The sequence below is a fragment of the Rhodococcus sp. AC861 genome (assembly GCF_979256035.1).
Map to the genome: position 1 here is coordinate 90,634 of NZ_CEEDMW010000008.1, position 16,819 is coordinate 107,452.

Below are 16,819 nucleotides of genomic sequence, written 5' to 3' on the forward strand. Positions count from 1 at the left end.
GACACGTTCTGTGTTCCGCTCAGCGCACCACCGAAGTGGCACCTGATCCCCCTTGCATCTGAGTATGGCACGCCTCACTGGGTCAGAACAGGCTCTTTGATGACTTTCTTGTTACGGGTATGGTTCGCTCAGCGGAACGCTCCGAAGCCGCGCGGGCGTTCGCACGATGTGGAAGGTTAGCCATATGGCACCGACTCCCAGCTCGAAGGTCGTACTCGAGTCCACCGGAACCGAATCCGCGGATCGAGTCGCGGACGTCCTGCTCGCCTTTTCCCAGTCCGACCGCGCACTGGGGGTCTCGGAACTGGCCCGCCGCCTCGACCTGAGCAAGGCAGTCGTCCACCGGATCCTGCAGTCGCTCTCGTCCCGATCCATCGTCCAACCGGTCACCGGGGAATCCACGTACTCGCTGGGGCCCGCCGCCATCGGCCTGGGCACGAAGGCGTGGAGCCAACTCGACGTCAGGTCCATCGCCGCACCGATTCTGCGGCGCCTGCGCGCGGAGACGCGCGAAACCGCGACGCTGTCCGTCCTCGTCGGGCACCGACGCGTCTACCTCGACCAGTACGAGAGCCCACAGGAAGTGAAGATGGTGGTCGAGATCGGACCCCAGTATCCGCTGCACTCCGGTGCATCGAGTCGCGCGATCCTGGCATTCCTCCCCCCGCACTATGCCGACGAGGCGTTCGAGGAACTGAGCGGAACCACCCCCGACACCGACCGCTCGATCTTCCTGTCGCGGCTCGCCGAGATCCGCGACATCGGCTACGGCACCTCGATCAACGAGCGCAACACCGGCGCCGCGTCCATCGCCGCGCCGTTCTTCGACGCGGCGGGCCACGTCCTGGGGTCGGTCAGCTCGTCCGGGCCCGCGTTCCGCTACTCCTCGACGGCCGACGACGATCACGCCGTTCACGCGGGTCAGGTACTCGCCGCGGCGCATGCCATCACGCAGAGCCTCGAGGCCAGGGCTACCCGATGACGCGTCGTGCGCCCCGGTCCTTCCTGTACGTGCCGGCCGTCAAACCTGCTCTCTTCGACAAGGCCGCGGCAGGCCCCGCTGACGCGATCATCATCGACCTCGAGGACGCGGTTCCGCTCACACACAAGGACACTGCACGTGCCGACGTCTCCCGATGGTTGGACACACGACCCGGCGCGCGCGCCGAGATCTGGATTCGCGTGACTCCCGAATTCCTCCGCGACGATCTCGCCGCCGCAGCGAGGCCCGGAGTCGCCGGCATCATCGTCGCGAAGTGTTCGGCTACGTCGTTGTCCGATGCCGACGACCTGCTGACCGGCACCGACATCGCCCTGGTCGGGCTCATCGAGACGGCGGCGAGCCTTCGCGACATCCCGGCGATGGCGTCCCGACCACGGGTGCAGACGTTCGGGATCGGTGAGGTGGATCTTCTCGCCGACCTGCGCATCACCCGGAGCGACGCCACCCGTCACGTCGTCGACGCGATACGCACCGATGTGGTGATCGGCTGCGCCGCAGCGGGTCTCGACGCACCGATCGCGCCCACGTCGACCGACTTCCGCAATCTCGACGCCTTCGTCGCCACCACCCAGCAGTTCGTCGACATGGGCTTCCGGTCCCGGACGGCGGTGCATCCGAGTCAAGTGCCGGTAATCAACGCCGCCCTGACACCGTCACCGGACGACGTGCGCCGGGCGGAGCGCCTCGTCGAACTGTTCGACGCCGCGGCCGGAGGTCCGACCGTCGACGACGACGGCAAGTTCGTCGACGAAGCCGTCGTGCGCGGGGCCAGGGAGATCCTGGCCCGCGCCTGATCAGGTCGACGGACGAGCCGCCGGCCCGAGCCGACGAAGTGGGTCGAGGAGTGTTCCTACGTCGGTGATGCCCGGGAGCGTGGCGCACAGGGCGGCGAAGTCCGTTGCCGCCGAATTATGCAGCAGACCGGTGACGTTGGCGGTGAACTTCGCGCGGACGTCGTCGAAGGACAACGGCCGGTCCGGCCCTCCGCGGGTGGTCAGGACGTCCTCGACCACGGTGGCGCCGTCGTGAAGATGAGCCGTGAGCACAGCCGGGAACTGATGCGGGAAGATCGCATCGCAGCGCTCGTCGGGGACTACGTCGACGCGCGCCATGATCTCTCGCCGCTGCGTCGACGTCGCCTTCTCGTCGGTGTAGTCGTCGAGTGCCGCTCCCAGTCCCCCACCACCGAGCATTCCCACCGCCACCGCGTACGGGCCGCTGAACTGTGCCATGTACCCCGTCTGCGGGGTCCGCTTCACCTCGATGGGCTCACCGATGGTGCGAAGGTTGGCGGCCGGCACCCCGAGGACGTACCGGTGCACGTCGTCCGAGTTGATGCCCCGATTCCTCAGTGCCGCAGCCGCATCGATGGCCGCATGCGTGAAGTGATTCGCCGGATAGGGCTTGAAGAAGATGCCGGGTGCCGCCCAGCGGTCACCGAGACCGTCCGTGATTTCCTCACCGCGACCCGACTGGTGCAGCCACGCCTGGAAGAACCCGAACCGGCCTTCCAGCACGGTCGGTGGGCCGGTGATGCCGTGGCGGGCCAGCCCGGCGGCGGACACCGCGGAGTGCGCCGCCCATCCGCAGTGCAGGCGTTTGACCGTGCCACCCGTGCGATTCGCTTCGATGATGCCGGCCGCCATCGACGCGGCGATACCCAGAGCGTCGACGATTCCGTCGGCCGATGCGCCTCCGATGACGGCCGCCGCGACGGCGCCGCCCATGGCTCCACAGATGGACGTCGCATGTTGGCCGTGCTCGAAGAACACGGAATTCTTGGTCTCCGGGTCGAAGCCCGCCATACCCAGGCGCACGCAGACCTCGAGGCCGATCGCAATGCCGCGCACGAGATCACGGCCGGTCGCTCCGTGGTGCTGGGCAGCAGCGAGTGCCGCCGGAACCACGCTCGCGCTCGGGTGCAGCACCGACGGAAGATGCGTGTCGTCGAAGTCGAGCGAATGGGCCAACACTCCGTTCACGAACGCGGCCAGCGTCGGGGGGAGGTTCTCCCGCACACCGACGGCGGAGGCGACGGCGTTGCCGCCCTGTTCCGTGGCCCACGAGATGGCGGCCTTGCTCGTCTCCAGCGCCGTCGCGGCGACGGCGATACCGAGGGTGTCGAGGACTCGCAGGCCGACGCTGTCGACGACGTCCGCCGGCAGCGAATCGAAGGTCGAGTCGACGGCGAAGCGTGCCAGATGCTGCGCCAGCGTGGTGTCCGTCATGCCGACACCACCGCGAGCGGACGGACCGGCGAGCCTGTTGCTCCGAAGATGTTGAGCGGCACCAGGACGAACGTGAACTCGTACGTCCGGGTGCGCGCCAACTCCTCGAGGTCGAGAGCCTCGATGATGTAGATGCCACTCTCCACGAGCAACACTCGGTGCGCCGGCAGCAGCGCGTGGCCGCCTCCGGGAGCGAGCCTCTCGAAGGCGATGGTGTCAGCACCCGCTGCATGGATGTTGCGGGCCGCGAGCCACGTCGCGCCGGCCTCGCTCACTCCGGGAACACCCGACGGTCCCCCGACATACGGCTGACCCTCGTCGAAGATCTGCGCCCATCCGCTGCGGATGAGGACGACGTCCCCGGCACGAATCTCGACTTCTTCGGCGGCGCAGGCGGATTCGAGGTCGTCGACGGTGATCTCCTCGCCGCCTTCCAGACGATCGACGCCGCGGACGCTCGGGATGTCCAGCAGGACACCGCGTCGCATCATCGGGGCGATGGTGTGCACTCCGAGTTCGACGTACTTGCCGCCGATCCCGGCCTCGACCGCGTCGACTCCGCCGTGCATCTTGCCGTCGTGCGACACGTGAGCGAGGGCATCGATGTGGGTGCCGACGTGCGTGCCCGTGGTGATCATGTCGTTCGCCGCGCTTCCGCCGTCGGCACGCGTCATGTCACCGTGCCGACGCGGCAGGGTGTGCCAGAACTGCGGGTGGTTCGGCGACTGCGGCATGCCCACGCGGAGCTGGCGACCGAGATCCACCGTACGAATACCGGCCGTGACGGCCTCGAGAAGTCTGTCCGACATGAGCTGTGTATCTCCTCTAGCTGAGCCGACCGGGGTTCCTGTTCCGCTGAGCGGAATCGCTGACGCAGCGGTTCCGATGGCAGTCAGACTAACAGGAGCAGCGGTTTCACGGCGGTTATCTTGACCGCCCCGCACACCATGCTTAGCGTTACCCGCATGAGCCCTGCAGAGACGTTCCGACCAGCGGAACGCGTCCGCGACGCCGTCGACAGGCTGGCAGCCTTCGCGGCAGCCCTCGAGGACCGGTCGATCGCACACGACACCCGGGTCGGCACCGTTCTGCTGGATCTCCTGGGGGTCACGCTGGCGGGCGCGCGAACCCCCGAGGTGACGGCGATGACGGCCCGATGGCGGTCCGAGCCGGGCAGTTCGTCGACGATCGGGCGCGCGGTCACGACGACGGCGGAGACCGCGTCGTACCTCGACGCCGTCGCGTCGTGCTGCCTGGAACTGGACGAGGGAAACAAGTACGCGGCGGGTCATCCGGCAGCGCACGTCGTTCCGGCAGCCATCGCCGCGACACGCCTCGCCGACGGACCTGTGCCGGGCACCCGATTCCTCGCCGCCGTCGTGGCGGGGTACGAGGTGGCCACCCGATTCGGCGCGGCCCTGACACGCGATCCTCGCTGGCACACGCACGGCCATTGGGGTGCGACGGGCGCCGCGACCGCCGCCGCGGTGATCTGGCAACTCGACGCCGACCGCACTGCGGCCGCGATCGACGCATCGACCGCCCTGGTGCATGTGGCGCCGTGGGATGTGGTGCTGGCCGGGAACTTCGCCCGCAATCTCTGGATCGGCGGTGCCGTGCGCGCCGGTCTGGACGCGGCGCGACTGGCAGCCTCAGAATTGGTGCACAACAACGGCGCTGCCTCGTCGACACTCGGCGACATCGTCGGTTCTCTCGATCCGGTCGCGCTGTCCCTCGATCCGGACGGTGTCTTCGCCATCGATCAGGGGTACGCCAAGCGTCACGCGAGCTGTTCGTACACGCACGCCGCGGTGGACACCGTCTACGGATTGCGTCCGTCGTTCGACGCTCGACACGTCGCCGCGGTACATGTCCGCACGCACGCATTGGCCGAGCCGCTGTTCCGGAGACACCCGGAGACACGACTCGAAGCGATGTTCTCGTTGCCCTTCGTCGTGGCTGCGGCGATGACGAACGACCGGATCGACGCGGACGCACTGACACCGCAGACGGATTCCTTCCGCCGTGCCGAGGACTTCAGTGCGCGTGTGCACGTCGAGTCGTCGCCGGATCTCACCCGCCTGCTCCCCGATCGACGCGCCGCGGAAGTCGACGTCGTCCTGACGACGGGCGACGTGCTGTCGGCCGGGACGCCCAACCCCGTGGGCGACGTGGACCATTTCCCCCTCGACGACGCGCAGGTGCTGGCCAAGATCGAGCACCTCGTCGGCCGGGAGGACGCCGCGACCATCGATCGTGTCGTCGCCGACCTCGCGGGATCGACGGATGTCGCGGAGATCCTGCGCGCGCTGCCGTGACCTCACGTCCTGCTGCGGACGGTGTACACATACCGACCAGCCTGTAACACTGCGGGCGTCGACGGCGACGTGAGTGTGACCCGTCGCTTCCATCTCCGAGGATCCTCTTCCATGTCGAACGCGTACCCCCCGCCCTACCAGCCTCCCCACGTCGAGACGCGGAAGAAGGGCAACCGGGGCAAGATCACCGCTGCCGTCGCAGCATTCGTCGGCTTGTCCGTCATCGGACTCGGCGCCATGCAGGACCCCGAGACCGTCGACGCCAGCGCCGAGACCGTCATCACCACCACGACGTCGGTACCCACCACGACCTCCGCGCGCCCGACGACCACGACTCCGCGGAGCACCACGACGACGACCACCTCGGCCACCACGACCGAAGAGACCGTCACCGTGTACGCGCCACCTCCGACCACGGAACCCGCGTACACCGAGCCCGTGTACGTCGAGACGCCGTATGTCGACGTCCCCGACATCGACCGTGCGTACGTCCCCGCGCCCGTTCCGTTCGTCGCCCCCGCCCCGATCCCGGCACCCGCGCCCTACGTCGAGGAGTCGTCGGGTTCGGCGTATTACAAGAACTGCTCGGCCGCGAAGGCTGCCGGCGCCGCACCCGTCTACGCGGGCGACCCCGGATACGGATCGCACCTCGATCGCGACGGCGACGGCGTGGGCTGCGAAAACTGACTCAGCGCACGCTGGTCAACACACCGACCGCGGGCTTGGCGGTGCCGTCGGCGCGGTAGATCCCGAAGTAGTTCTCCTTGTCGGGATCGACCGTGGTCAGCGGGGCCCGGTCGGTGGTCTCGTAGAAGAAGATCGGCCCGGCCCAGCTGTAGGACAGCCGGTTGTCGACGGCTTGCCGGTAGGCGGTGGTCTGGTCCTGCTCGGTGAGGCTGGGATCTCCGGCCGTCGCCGCGCCCGCTTCCGTCATGACGATGAGTTTCCCGGCGTCACCGTTCTCGGTCATGATCGTGCGCGCACTCTTCTGGTAGATCGCACCCTGAGCATCGGTGAAGTCGACGCTCATCTGAGACCACGCATTCCAGTCCGCAGTGTCGTTCGGCATCGCAGGCGCCGTGTACGGGTGCCACCCGACGGCGTCGAAGTAGTTCTTCGCTCCCGCGTCGTACATCTGGTCGAGGTAGGTGAGCGGGGAGATCGCGTGCCCTTCCGGGCTCTGCCCCGTCGTTCCGTACGGCGACAGCCCGGCGGCGACGATGCTGATGGAGCTGTACGTGGCGGCCTTCATCTTGGGATACGCGGCCTTCAGCAGGTCGACGTAGCCCTGCACGTTCGGCTTCCCGGTGACCGGGTCCGCCCAGAACATCCACAGATTCGGTTCGTTCCACACCTCGTACGACCGGACACCCTGCGGCGCATACCTGCTGACGACTTTCGCGGCGAACGTGGCGTAGTCGTTCGGATTCGTCGGAGGTGTGCTGCCGTCGGCCGTGGTCCGCGCCCACGGCGGTGTCTTCTGGATCAGCAGCAGCACGTTGAGCGACTTCGCCTTGGCTGCGGCCACCGCGCCGTCGGGACCCGCCCAGTTGAACGATGTGCGGCCGCCGTCCTGGACGTACCACCAGTCGATCTCGATCCGGACCCACTTGGCGCCGGTACCCGCCACCCGTGCCGCCTGAGTTTTCTGCACCGCCGAACTGGCACGGAAGTCGATGCCGTTGAGACCGATTCCTTGGCGGCCCACGTACGAACTGGCCGCCGAGGCGTCCGGGACGCTCAGCGACGCGATCACCATCGCCGCCACGACCACTATCTGCGCAACTCGTCTACCCATGTGCATGACGGCACTCCCCGAGCGATGCGGCTACCGCGGACGCGCGGGAACTCACGAGTCAGAAGTACCACCAGTCACATCAGTCACACGTGTAACACGCCGAACCTCGGTTCGATCACCTCAACTCGCGTTTGAGCAGCTTGCCGCTCTGGTTACGCGGCAGTTCGTCCATGAACCGCACCTGCTTCGGAATCTTGAACGGTGCGATGCGGCCCGATACGTGCTCGACGATCTCCTCCGCGGTCACCGTGTGACCGTCCTTCACCGTGACCACGGCGGTGATCGCCTCGATCCACTTGTCGTCGGGAACGCCGATGACGGCCACCTCCGCAACAGCGGGATGGGTGTAGATCGCGTCCTCCACCTCGCGGGAGGCGACCAGGATCCCGCCGGTGTTGATGACGTCCTTGATGCGGTCCACCACGGTCACGAACCCCTCGGCGTCGCGGGTCACCAGGTCTCCGGAGTGGAACCAGCCGTCGCGGAACGCCTCGGCTGTGGCGTCGGGGTTGTCCCAGTACCCGTCGCACAACTGCGGCGAACGGTAGAGAATCTCTCCCGGTTCACCGTCCTCCACGTCCTCACCGTCGGCACTCACCACGCGCGTTTCGACGAAGAACACCGCCCGTCCACACGACGCGGGGCGCTCGTCGTGCTCCTCGGGTTGCAGCACCGTCGCGAGCGGCCCGATCTCGGATTGGCCGAAACAGTTGTAGAACTTCAGCTCCGGGTACCGCGTCCGGAGCCGTTCGAGCACCGTGACCGGCATGATCGACGCTCCGTACTGGGCCTTCCTCAACGACGACAGGTCCCGACTGTCGAGATCGGGGTGACCGGCCAACGGCACCCACACCGTCGGCGCCAGGAAGAGCGACCCGATGCGTTCGGCCTCCACCCGGCGCAGGATCTCCGCGACGTCGGGCTTGGCCATCAGGCGGACCGTCGCCCCCACCGACAGGTACGGCAGAGCGAAGACATGCATCCCGGCGGAGTGGTAGAGCGGCATCGCGATCAACGGCGCATCATCGGGGCCGAAGGACAGTGCGAGAACCGACGACACGTATTCGCTGACGAGAGCGCCGTGAGACATCATCGCGCCCTTGGGTTTCGACGTCGTCCCGGACGTGTAGAGCAACTGCACCAGATCCGAGGTGCGGACGGCGGGGAGTGACACGTCTGCGTCGGGGAGGTCGAGAAGCGTCTGCAGGGACAGCACCCTGTCCAGTGCCAGCCCGTCACGGACCGCGGCGACGGCCGGTTCCAGAGCATCGTCGACGAGCAGTGCGCGCGCTCCCGACTGATGGACGAGGTAGGTCAACTCGTCCTCGACCAACGCGTAGTTGATCGGCACGTGGACGAGGCCGGCTCGCGAGCACGCGAGGAAACCCACGATGTAGGAGTCGGAGTTCGTGCCGTACGCCGCTACTCGGTCTCCCGGACGCAGACCTGTCGACACCAGGTGCCGTGCAACGCGGGAGACAACGCCGTCGAGCTCCGCGTAGGTGTGGGTGCGGCCGTCGAACTCCAGCGCGGGCCTGTCCGGGTGACGACGCGCCGATCGCGTCAGGATTCCGTCGACCGTGCTCGCGCGAACATCAGCTGTCATACCTCGGACACTAGAGACATCCGCCCGACGGGAACAGTCCCCACGGGCTCAGCTACGGCCGACTCGCGCGCTCACGATCGGACCCAGAACGGCCCACTCGTCGGCTGTGATCACCGAGGGATTCGACTGTTGCGGGGACCTCAGGACCTCGAGTCGGTCCAGCCCCGCGGTGGCGGCACACTCCGCGGCCGTCAGCGGTTCGTCGAACGTCCGGATACGGGTGGGAACGTGCAGTCGTCGATCGTGCGGATCGTGCATGTCGACAGCTGGTCCGAGGACTGTTCCGAGTCCCCAGAATCCCCGTGTCGGGTGGGCACCCGAGGCATTGCTGACCCACAGCAGAACCGGTTGACCCTCGCCCATGAGCCGGGACCGGTAGTTGGGCGCGACGCACCACTCGCCGCCCGCATCGCCGGTCGCCAGCAGCGCGACGGCGTCGGTCCGCCGCGGATTGCACTTGATCACCCAGGCACCGAGCGTTCGACGGGTGATTCTGTCCATGCGCGCGTTCCCCCGAGTTTCTGTGAAGTAGCAGTAACATTGTGCTCGAAAATGGGTATAAGTCAGTGACTGACCCACTTATCAAGGACATGTGATGCCAGCACATCGGCGCCCGACCCGCACCGGACGACGCCTGACGCTGATCGGCGCCGCGGTGGTCGTCCTGGCCGGCGCCGCGACGACGACCATGGTGCTGGGCGACGGCGTGACCGCCGACGCCTCGGACGTTCCGACACCCGCGAGGCAGTCGTCCATCGGCACGCCCGTCCCCACCATCGACACACCGGCAGTGGTGACCGCGGCGGGAGAACGGATCGCCGCCGCGGAACCCGTCGACGCCTTCGCACAGATCATGGAGATGGCGGGCTTCCCGACGGATGCGGACACCGCCGCGTTCATGGACACCTCGGTCACCGCGATCTGCCGTGACCTCGCCGTCGGTCGCACCGGCGTCGACATCCTGGCCGAGACGGCCGACCGGACACGAGCCCGCGGATGGACAGACGAACAGTCCGACGGACTCGTCTACATCGGTGTCGCCTCGGAATGCTCTGCCTACTCGTACCTGCTCCCCTGAGCCGCACAGGTCACCCCCGCAGCTGACGCGCGCCGTCCCACCCCTCCGGCCGAGGAGCCGACGACGTCCACGGACAGCCCTGCTCGATCCAGCGACGGCGCCACGACTGCGGCGAGACACCGAGATCGTCGTCGGTGACTCCGAACTCGAAGCCGCACGACGGGCAGATCTCGTACGACGCACCGGCGTCCGAGTACGGCGGTTCGGCGAGATCCGGATAGTGGCAGATCGGGCAGACGGTGTCGCTCATTCGGTGATGACCCCCGGTTGACGGTCCCAGTACGACGCACCGGAACCAGGCTTGAAGTATGTCTTGGTGATGCCGTCCGGCGTGTACGACGCGAAGGTGTTCGTCTCGGCGTCGTACATCCGGATCGTGCCGTCGGGACCGACCTTCACCTGGTGTGATCCCTCCGTGCGGAACCGCGCCGCGAGGTCGGCGTACTCGTCGGACGACCGCGCTCCGACGTCGGCGCCGTGACGGGCGAAGTGATCGTCGAGCGCCCTGGAGGACGACCACCCGGCAGGCGGGGCCCCGGTACTGCGCTCGACCGTAGCCACGTCGTCGAGGCCGACGGGTACCCGCGACGTCAGGTCCTCGACATCGTCGGTGGCCCTCCGCATGGTCTGCATCGAGGTCTCGTTCCGCCGCATCCGTGCGAACGCGTGCAGCGCATCGATCACCCGGCGAACACGGGCAGCTGTACGGGCGAACCGACCGGCGGCCACCGCGGCTCCGGCCGCGGCCGACAGCCCGGCGGAGACGAAGGCCAATCCGATACCGACCGCGACGGCCGCGGCTTCTTCGAGCGCGAACCGTTCGATCAGGTCCCGGATCTCCCGACGTGCCTCGTCCAGTCGCTCCGCGTAGTCGCGGCAGAGAGCGGCGAGTCCGGAACAGGCACCCGCTGCGGCTTCCACCGCGTCGGACAATCGACGCAGATCGCGATGCATGCCGTCGAGTTCCGGCGACCGGACCGCAGCCAGGTCGGACGTCGCCGACAGGATGTCGGAGCGGGCATCGAGCATCGCCTGGCCCAGCACGATCCACTGCCGCGCCGCGTCGCGCAACGCTCCGGTGTCTCCGTTGGGGCACGGCACACCGACCGCGTCGGCGAGCTCGACCGCACCCTGCAGGCCGGGCCCGGAATCCCCCACGGAGCTGGGGTAGTCGAGTTGCCTGGTGGATGCGGGCGCCCTTCCGACCGGCGGCGGCGCCCCCGGGGTCAGCGCATTCGCCTCCGCAGCAGCATGATTGGCGCCGGCCTGCTCGACGAGTCGAGCCGTGACGGAGGTGGCCGAGAAGACGGTGGCGAGTGATCGGCCGAGTTCGGTGACCTGCCCGTCGTACGACGTGCCCCACTGCTCGCCGGCAGCATCGCTTCCTGCCATGCCGGCCCACCGGGCGGCAGCGGCGTGATGAGCGGCAGCCGCATCCGACATGACCTGCTCGGCACGGTAGATCGAGCGCGCCGCGGCAGCGTAGACCTCGGGCGAAACGTCGAGAACCGCCGGAGGCGCCATCAGCGTCGGCCGAACATGAGCAGATTGGCATCGACCGCGGCGGTGTACCACGAATGTGCCCGATGCGCAGCATGTCTCATCGACTCGACACCCTCGGTCATGTCGCGGGCGTTCGACACCCATGCAGCATGCACGGCTCGGTGCGCGTCGGCGGCGGCTCCGTCCCAGGGCAGTGCATCCACCCGTGTCGTCACCTCGGCGAGTGCGCTGCGCGTCGTGTCGACCATGTGTGCCAGTTTCAGCACCACCGAGTCCAGCTCTGCCAGATCCGCGCGGTAGCCGCTCACGATGCACCCGCGACGGCGGCGGCTGTCGACTCGTCCTGCTGCGCATACGTTGTCGCCGCGATCTCCAGATTGCGCGCGGAGTCGGCGAGAACCGCCACCATCTCTCGTACACCGCGGTGGACCGCCGCCCAGCCATCGGCGAACGCGTTCGCGGCGCCGCCGTGCCACGAGGCGGTTATCGCCGCGACGGCCGTTGCCGCATCGGCGATCTCACGCTCGAGATCGCCGGACACCCGCCCCAGTGCTCGACCCACATCCACCATGGCCGGTGTATCGACAGCTGTGTGTTCCATACCGGTCTCCCCCCGAACGACCCGTCGACGCCGTCGATCGACGGCGCGTACAGACATGGACGGATTCACAGCCCCATCGGTTCCCGGCGCGTGCGAGCAACCGACCCCGGACAGACGAATGCGGCGCCTGCCCCTGCAGACGCCGCATTCGGTTGCAGCTCACCGTGCACCGCGGTGACGGTGAACGGTGCTCAGTTCAACGCTGCCCCCTCGTTCGAACGAACAGTCCGCAGCATTGGACCGGATATCGTCCGGTGATCAGCGATCGAGCTTGTGCTTCACCGTCTCGGCCAGATCGTGGCCGAAGCTCTGGGCGGCGGACAGACGCTGCTCGGCGATGCGGCGCGGCGCGTTGCGGCGACGGCGCACGAGGACGACGGCGACGATCGCGCCGATGACGGCGGCGATGACGGGCGCGCTGACAGCGGAGGCCTTCTTCACATCGGACGAGTTCGCATCGAAGCTGCGCACCTGCTGGGCGACGTTGTCGGCGGCGTGCTTGGCGCGGTCCGCGACCTCGCCGGCCTTGTCCTGTGCCTTGGCAGCGACCTCGTTAGCCTTGTCGGCAGCCTTCTCCGCGACGTCACCGGCCTTGTCGGCAACTTCGTTCGCCTTGTCCGCTGCCTTGTTCGCGGCGTCGTCCGCCTTGCCGGCGACCTTGTTCGCCGCGTGCTCGGTCTTGTCGGCGACGTCGCCCGCCGTGTCCTTCACCGCATCCTTGGCGTCGTCGACCGCTTCGCCGGCCTTGTCGGCGGCCTGCTTGCCGTCCGCCTTCGTCTGCTGTGCGGCACCCTCGGTGCGCAGCGAGTCGTCCCCGGTGGCCTCGCCGACCTTCTTCTTCGCGGCGCCTGCGGCCTCGTCGACCTTGTTCTGTGCCTTCTCGATGAAGTCGGCCATGGTGAGCTCCTTTCGACGCTGCCCCTACCGGGCGCGCTCGTGTTCGTATGAAGATGAGTCGTACCGAGAACGCAGAAGCGTGCGCCGCCAGCACATGATCTGGGTCACAGTCGGCGGCAACCTACCGCGGCGACGCGTGTCCGTGCACCACTAGGGTCGGCGCATGGGATCGAATCGACCGTCCAACCGTGGCCAGAAGCGTGCGGCCAAGACCGCAGCACGTCGGCGTCGTCAGACCGGAGCACCCACGGCCTCCACCACCGAACGCGTCCTCGCTCGCTTCGTGACCTGGATGGCAGCGCAGGACGGTGCCGGGGACATCGAACCCACCAGGCGCGTCGTCGAGTCGCTCCTGGGCGAACTGACCAGGGTCCACGAGAAGTTCACCCCCACCGCATGGACACCCGACGACGCCCACCTCGTTCTCGACGCCGCCGAGTCCGTCCTGGCACAGGACACCGAGGCGAGCGAGGACGCGGCGCTGCACCTGGTGTTCAGCGCCCTGTCCTATCTGACGTTCCTCGACGACGAGGACATCTGGAGCGGAAGCGACGCGGACTACGAGCACTGCATGGAAGACCTCACGGACTTCGTCGACGGAATGCCCGACACCCTCACCCCCGACGACGTCACGCTTCCCGACGTGTCCGCGAGCGACGAGGCGGGCGCCCTCGCGGAACTCGCCGTGATCGGTCGAGTCGACGCGCTGCTGGCCTGGTCGTCGACCGGTGCTTCCGTCGACGCACGTGGGGTGGCCGACGCCCTCGGTGTGGACGTCCCCGCCTCCGCGTTCCAGATGCCGGCCGATGTTCCCGAGCTGGCCCACACCTGGAACTGTGCGATCGAGTCCGGTGTCGTCGAGATCTCCGCGAGCGGCGCCGCTCCGGGACCTCTCGCCGCCGACTTCCGCGCCCGCGCTGTCGAGGCGTTGCGTGCGGTGGTCGCTGCCTTCGTGCGGGTGCAGCTGTCCGCAGGCGAGGAGGTGGACGTCTCCGCGTCGGTCGCCGACAGTTTCGTCGCTCAGAGTGTGCTCGCGGCCATGACACCCGATCCTCCGGAGGGCAACCTCGACGAGAACTACGACGACCTCGAGGGCGAGGACAAGCGGACCGCGGAGCTCGTCACCGCGCGACTGCGCGCCTTCATCGACGAGGGCCTGATCGTCGGCGGCGATGTCCTGCTCGTGCCGCCGCAGCTCCGGCATGCGGTCCTCGACGGAATCGCCGGCGCGGACATCTTCGGAACCGCGGCGGACGACGCCCCGCCTCAGGACTGAGACGAGCTTCCCAGGATCCACCGCTCCGGCGCTGCATGGATCCGCCTCCCACGGGTAGGCCACTGCCGACGAGCGGGGCCACCCGGTCGGGAGAGGACCGCACATGCCGTACGAGGATCACGACCTGGACCTGGACCTGCGCTGGTGGGCCGCCGCGAACTATCTGACCGTCGCGCAGATCTATCTGCAGGACAACACGTTGCTGCGCGAGTCACTGCGAGCCGAGCACATCAAGCCTCGACTGCTGGGGCACTGGGGAACCAGCCCCGGACTGTCGATGATCTACACGCTGCTGAACCGACACATCCGACGCACCGACACCGACTGGCTGTACGTCACCGGACCGGGCCACGGCGGTCCGGCCCTGGTCGCGTCCACGTATCTGGAGGGCACCTACAGCGAGATCTACCCGAAGGTCTCGCGGGATGCCGCCGGCGTGCATGTCCTGTGCCGCCAGTTCTCCTCACCCGGTGGCATTCCGAGCCATGTCAGCGTGCCCACCCCGGGCAGCATCCACGAAGGCGGCGAGCTCGGTTACGCGCTGGTGCATGCCGCCGGTGCGGCGTTCGACCGGCCCGACCTCACGGTCGCGTGTGTCATCGGCGACGGGGAGGCGGAAACCGGACCCCTGTCCGCGTCGTGGAAACTGCCGGCCTTCCTGAACGCCCGACGCGACGGTGCGGTTCTGCCGATCCTGCATCTGAACGGCGCGAAGATCGCCGGACCGACAGTGCTCGGCCGCATGTCCGACGAGGACGTGACGGACTATCTGTCGGGACAGGGATGGTCCCCCGTCGTCGTCGAGGGTGACGATCCTCGACACGTCTTCCGGGACTTCGAGCGAGCGCTACGGGAGTCCCACACCACCATTCGCGAGATCCAGGATGCTGCGCGGTCCGGCACGGGCGGTCGAGTCCGGTGGCCGGCGATCGTTCTGCGGACACCCAAAGGGTGGACCGGTCCCCACGAGGTCGACGGTGTTCTGGTCGAGGGAACCAACAGGGCGCACCAGGTTCCCCTGTCCGGTGTGCGGGACAACCCGGCGCACCTCGAGCTGCTGCGCGAATGGCTCCAGTCGTACCACCCCGAGACGCTGTTCGACGAGAACGGAACGCTGGCACCGGAACTGGCGGCGCTCGCTCCGACCGGTGACAAGCGCATGGGCTCGACTCCCTACGCGAACGGCGGCCGACTCCTGACCCCGCTGACCATTCCGCCGCTCGACGAGTACGCCCTCGACATCCCCTCCCCCGGCACCACGTTCCACGGGACGACGAAGGTTCTCGGTGAGCTGCTGCGAGAGATTTACTCGCGCAACATCACCGCCGACGGTGGCGGCACGTTCCGACTCTTCTGCCCCGACGAGACCGCCAGCAACCGCCTCGACGCGGTCTTCGAGGTGACGGATCGGTGCTGGCAGCTTCCCACCACCGAGTGGGACACCGCGTTGTCCGCCGATGGCCGAGTGATGGAGGTGTTGAGCGAGCATCTGTGTCAGGGCTGGCTGGAGGGATACCTGCTGGCGGGCGGCCACGGCATCTTCGCAAGCTACGAAGCGTTCGCCATGGTCAGCGTGTCCATGATGATCCAGCACGTCAAATGGCTCCAGCACGCGCGCGATCTGCGCTGGCGCGAGCCCGTCGCGTCACTGAACATCCTTCTGACGAGCACGTGCTGGCGCAACGATCACAACGGTTTCTCCCACCAGGGCCCCGGCATGATCGACGCGGCCATCCCGCTGTCGTCCAAGGTGGTGCGGGTATGGCTGCCGCCGGACGCCAACACCCTTCTGTCGATCTCGGATCACTGCCTGCGCAGCCGGGACCACGTCAACCTCATCGTCGTCGACAAGCAGGAGCACCTGCAGTACCTGACGTTGGAGGAGGCGCACGAGCATTGCGCGCGAGGGGCCTCGATCTGGGGGTGGGCCGGGACCGAGGCGAGGACGACCGGTCGAGCGGAGGTTCCGGACCGCCCGGACATCGTGCTCGCCTGCGCCGGAGACGTTCCGACGCAGGAGATCCTGGCCGCGGCCGAGTTGTTGCGGGAATGGGTTCCGTACCTGCGTGTGCGCGTGGTCAACGTCGTCGATCTGATGGCGCTGATGCCGGTCCCGGACCATCCGCACGGCATGCCCGAAGACAGGTTCGTCGAGCTGTTCACAGCGGACACCGACGTCGTCTTCGGCTTCCACGGCTACTCACGTGCGGTCCACGAACTCATCCACGGACGTACGGGCGCGGCACGTTTCCACGTGCACGGCTTCAGTGAGCAGGGCACGACCACCACGCCGTTCGACATGGTCGTCGTCAACGAGATGAGCAGGTACCACCTCGTTCTCGACGCCTTGCGACGGGCGAGGCGGGTACCCGAACGCAGTGAGGAACTGGCCGATCACTGCCGTAACCAGTTGGAGCGCCACCGGTCCTACGTCGTCGAGCACCTCGAGGACATGCCGGAGGTCAAGGATTGGACGTGGGGGTCGGTCGAGCGGCACTGACGAATGGCGGG

At 67.8% G+C, this 16,819-nt stretch carries 17 protein-coding genes; 7 read left to right on the forward strand and 10 right to left on the reverse strand.

Translation table 11 applies throughout. The features are described 5' to 3' along the window. Positions 1–184 precede the first annotated feature (184 nt). Positions 185–982 carry an IclR family transcriptional regulator gene (locus AC0IX4_RS21860; protein WP_471831101.1) on the forward strand — a complete coding sequence of 266 codons (798 nt, stop codon included), beginning with the start codon at positions 185–187 and terminating at the stop codon, positions 980–982. Beyond that, a complete protein-coding gene (locus AC0IX4_RS21865; protein WP_471831103.1) occupies positions 979–1,797 on the forward strand; it encodes an HpcH/HpaI aldolase/citrate lyase family protein in 819 nt (272 codons plus the stop codon). Before AC0IX4_RS21860 ends, AC0IX4_RS21865 begins: the two co-directional genes overlap by 4 nt. Here AC0IX4_RS21865 and AC0IX4_RS21870 read toward each other — a convergent pair whose 3' ends face one another. Together AC0IX4_RS21870 and AC0IX4_RS21875 are read right to left on the reverse strand one after the other, a co-directional pair. After that, entirely contained in the window at positions 1,798–3,231 is a 1,434-nt protein-coding gene (locus AC0IX4_RS21870; protein ID WP_471831105.1) for an MmgE/PrpD family protein, read from the reverse strand. Next, entirely contained in the window at positions 3,228–4,040 is an 813-nt protein-coding gene (locus AC0IX4_RS21875; protein WP_042573818.1) for a cyclase family protein, read from the reverse strand. Before AC0IX4_RS21875 ends, AC0IX4_RS21870 begins: the two co-directional genes overlap by 4 nt. Positions 4,041–4,196: 156 nt before the next feature. On the opposite strand from AC0IX4_RS21875, the gene AC0IX4_RS21880 reads away from it, so the two are divergent. Then, the gene (locus AC0IX4_RS21880; protein WP_471831106.1) at positions 4,197–5,549 is read left to right on the forward strand and encodes an MmgE/PrpD family protein; all 1,353 of its coding nucleotides are present in this window, start codon (positions 4,197–4,199) and stop codon (positions 5,547–5,549) included. A gap of 111 nt (positions 5,550–5,660) precedes the next feature. Next, positions 5,661–6,236, forward strand: coding sequence for an excalibur calcium-binding domain-containing protein (locus tag AC0IX4_RS21885; RefSeq protein ID WP_052493153.1), 576 nt, complete (start codon positions 5,661–5,663; stop codon positions 6,234–6,236). Position 6,237: 1 nt separating this feature from the next. Here AC0IX4_RS21885 and AC0IX4_RS21890 read toward each other — a convergent pair whose 3' ends face one another. The 3 genes from AC0IX4_RS21890 to AC0IX4_RS21900 form a co-directional block, all read right to left on the reverse strand. Beyond that, complete coding sequence (locus tag AC0IX4_RS21890; RefSeq protein WP_156148825.1) at positions 6,238–7,347, reverse strand: hypothetical protein; 1,110 nt, start codon at positions 7,345–7,347, stop codon at positions 6,238–6,240. Positions 7,348–7,462: 115 nt separating this feature from the next. After that, entirely contained in the window at positions 7,463–8,953 is a 1,491-nt protein-coding gene (locus AC0IX4_RS21895; RefSeq protein WP_471831108.1) for a fatty acyl-CoA synthetase, read from the reverse strand. 48 nt (positions 8,954–9,001) lie between these two features. Further along, a complete protein-coding gene (locus AC0IX4_RS21900) occupies positions 9,002–9,454 on the reverse strand; it encodes a hypothetical protein (RefSeq protein WP_471831109.1) in 453 nt (150 codons plus the stop codon). Between the two features lie 94 nt (positions 9,455–9,548). Here AC0IX4_RS21900 and AC0IX4_RS21905 point away from each other — a divergent pair, with 94 nt between their 5' ends. Continuing rightward, positions 9,549–10,031, forward strand: coding sequence for a hypothetical protein (locus AC0IX4_RS21905; RefSeq protein WP_042573823.1), 483 nt, complete (start codon positions 9,549–9,551; stop codon positions 10,029–10,031). Between the two features lie 10 nt (positions 10,032–10,041). On the opposite strand, the gene AC0IX4_RS21910 is transcribed toward AC0IX4_RS21905, so the two are convergent. From AC0IX4_RS21910 to AC0IX4_RS21930, 5 genes are all read right to left on the reverse strand, one after another. Next, positions 10,042–10,281, reverse strand: coding sequence for a hypothetical protein (locus tag AC0IX4_RS21910; protein WP_042573824.1), 240 nt, complete (start codon positions 10,279–10,281; stop codon positions 10,042–10,044). Then, positions 10,278–11,555: a WXG100-like domain-containing protein gene (locus tag AC0IX4_RS21915; RefSeq protein ID WP_471831111.1), complete on the reverse strand. Its 1,278-nt coding sequence runs from the start codon at positions 11,553–11,555 to the stop codon at positions 10,278–10,280. Before AC0IX4_RS21915 ends, AC0IX4_RS21910 begins: the two co-directional genes overlap by 4 nt. Then, positions 11,555–11,842, reverse strand: coding sequence for a WXG100 family type VII secretion target (locus AC0IX4_RS21920; protein ID WP_471831113.1), 288 nt, complete (start codon positions 11,840–11,842; stop codon positions 11,555–11,557). Before AC0IX4_RS21920 ends, AC0IX4_RS21915 begins: the two co-directional genes overlap by 1 nt. After that, complete coding sequence (locus AC0IX4_RS21925; RefSeq protein WP_471831115.1) at positions 11,839–12,135, reverse strand: WXG100 family type VII secretion target; 297 nt, start codon at positions 12,133–12,135, stop codon at positions 11,839–11,841. The genes AC0IX4_RS21920 and AC0IX4_RS21925 overlap by 4 nt, the downstream gene beginning before the upstream one ends. 258 nt (positions 12,136–12,393) lie before the next feature. Beyond that, positions 12,394–13,032: a CsbD family protein gene (locus tag AC0IX4_RS21930; protein WP_471831117.1), complete on the reverse strand. Its 639-nt coding sequence runs from the start codon at positions 13,030–13,032 to the stop codon at positions 12,394–12,396. A gap of 163 nt (positions 13,033–13,195) precedes the next feature. Here AC0IX4_RS21930 and AC0IX4_RS21935 point away from each other — a divergent pair, with 163 nt between their 5' ends. Then, positions 13,196–14,308 (forward strand): hypothetical protein, encoded by a 1,113-nt coding sequence (locus AC0IX4_RS21935; protein WP_471831119.1) that lies wholly within the window; start codon positions 13,196–13,198, stop codon positions 14,306–14,308. Positions 14,309–14,411: 103 nt separating this feature from the next. Continuing rightward, on the forward strand, positions 14,412–16,808 hold the full coding sequence (locus AC0IX4_RS21940; protein ID WP_471831120.1) for a phosphoketolase family protein: 2,397 nt from the start codon (positions 14,412–14,414) through the stop codon (positions 16,806–16,808). The last annotated feature ends 11 nt before the right edge of the window (positions 16,809–16,819 follow it).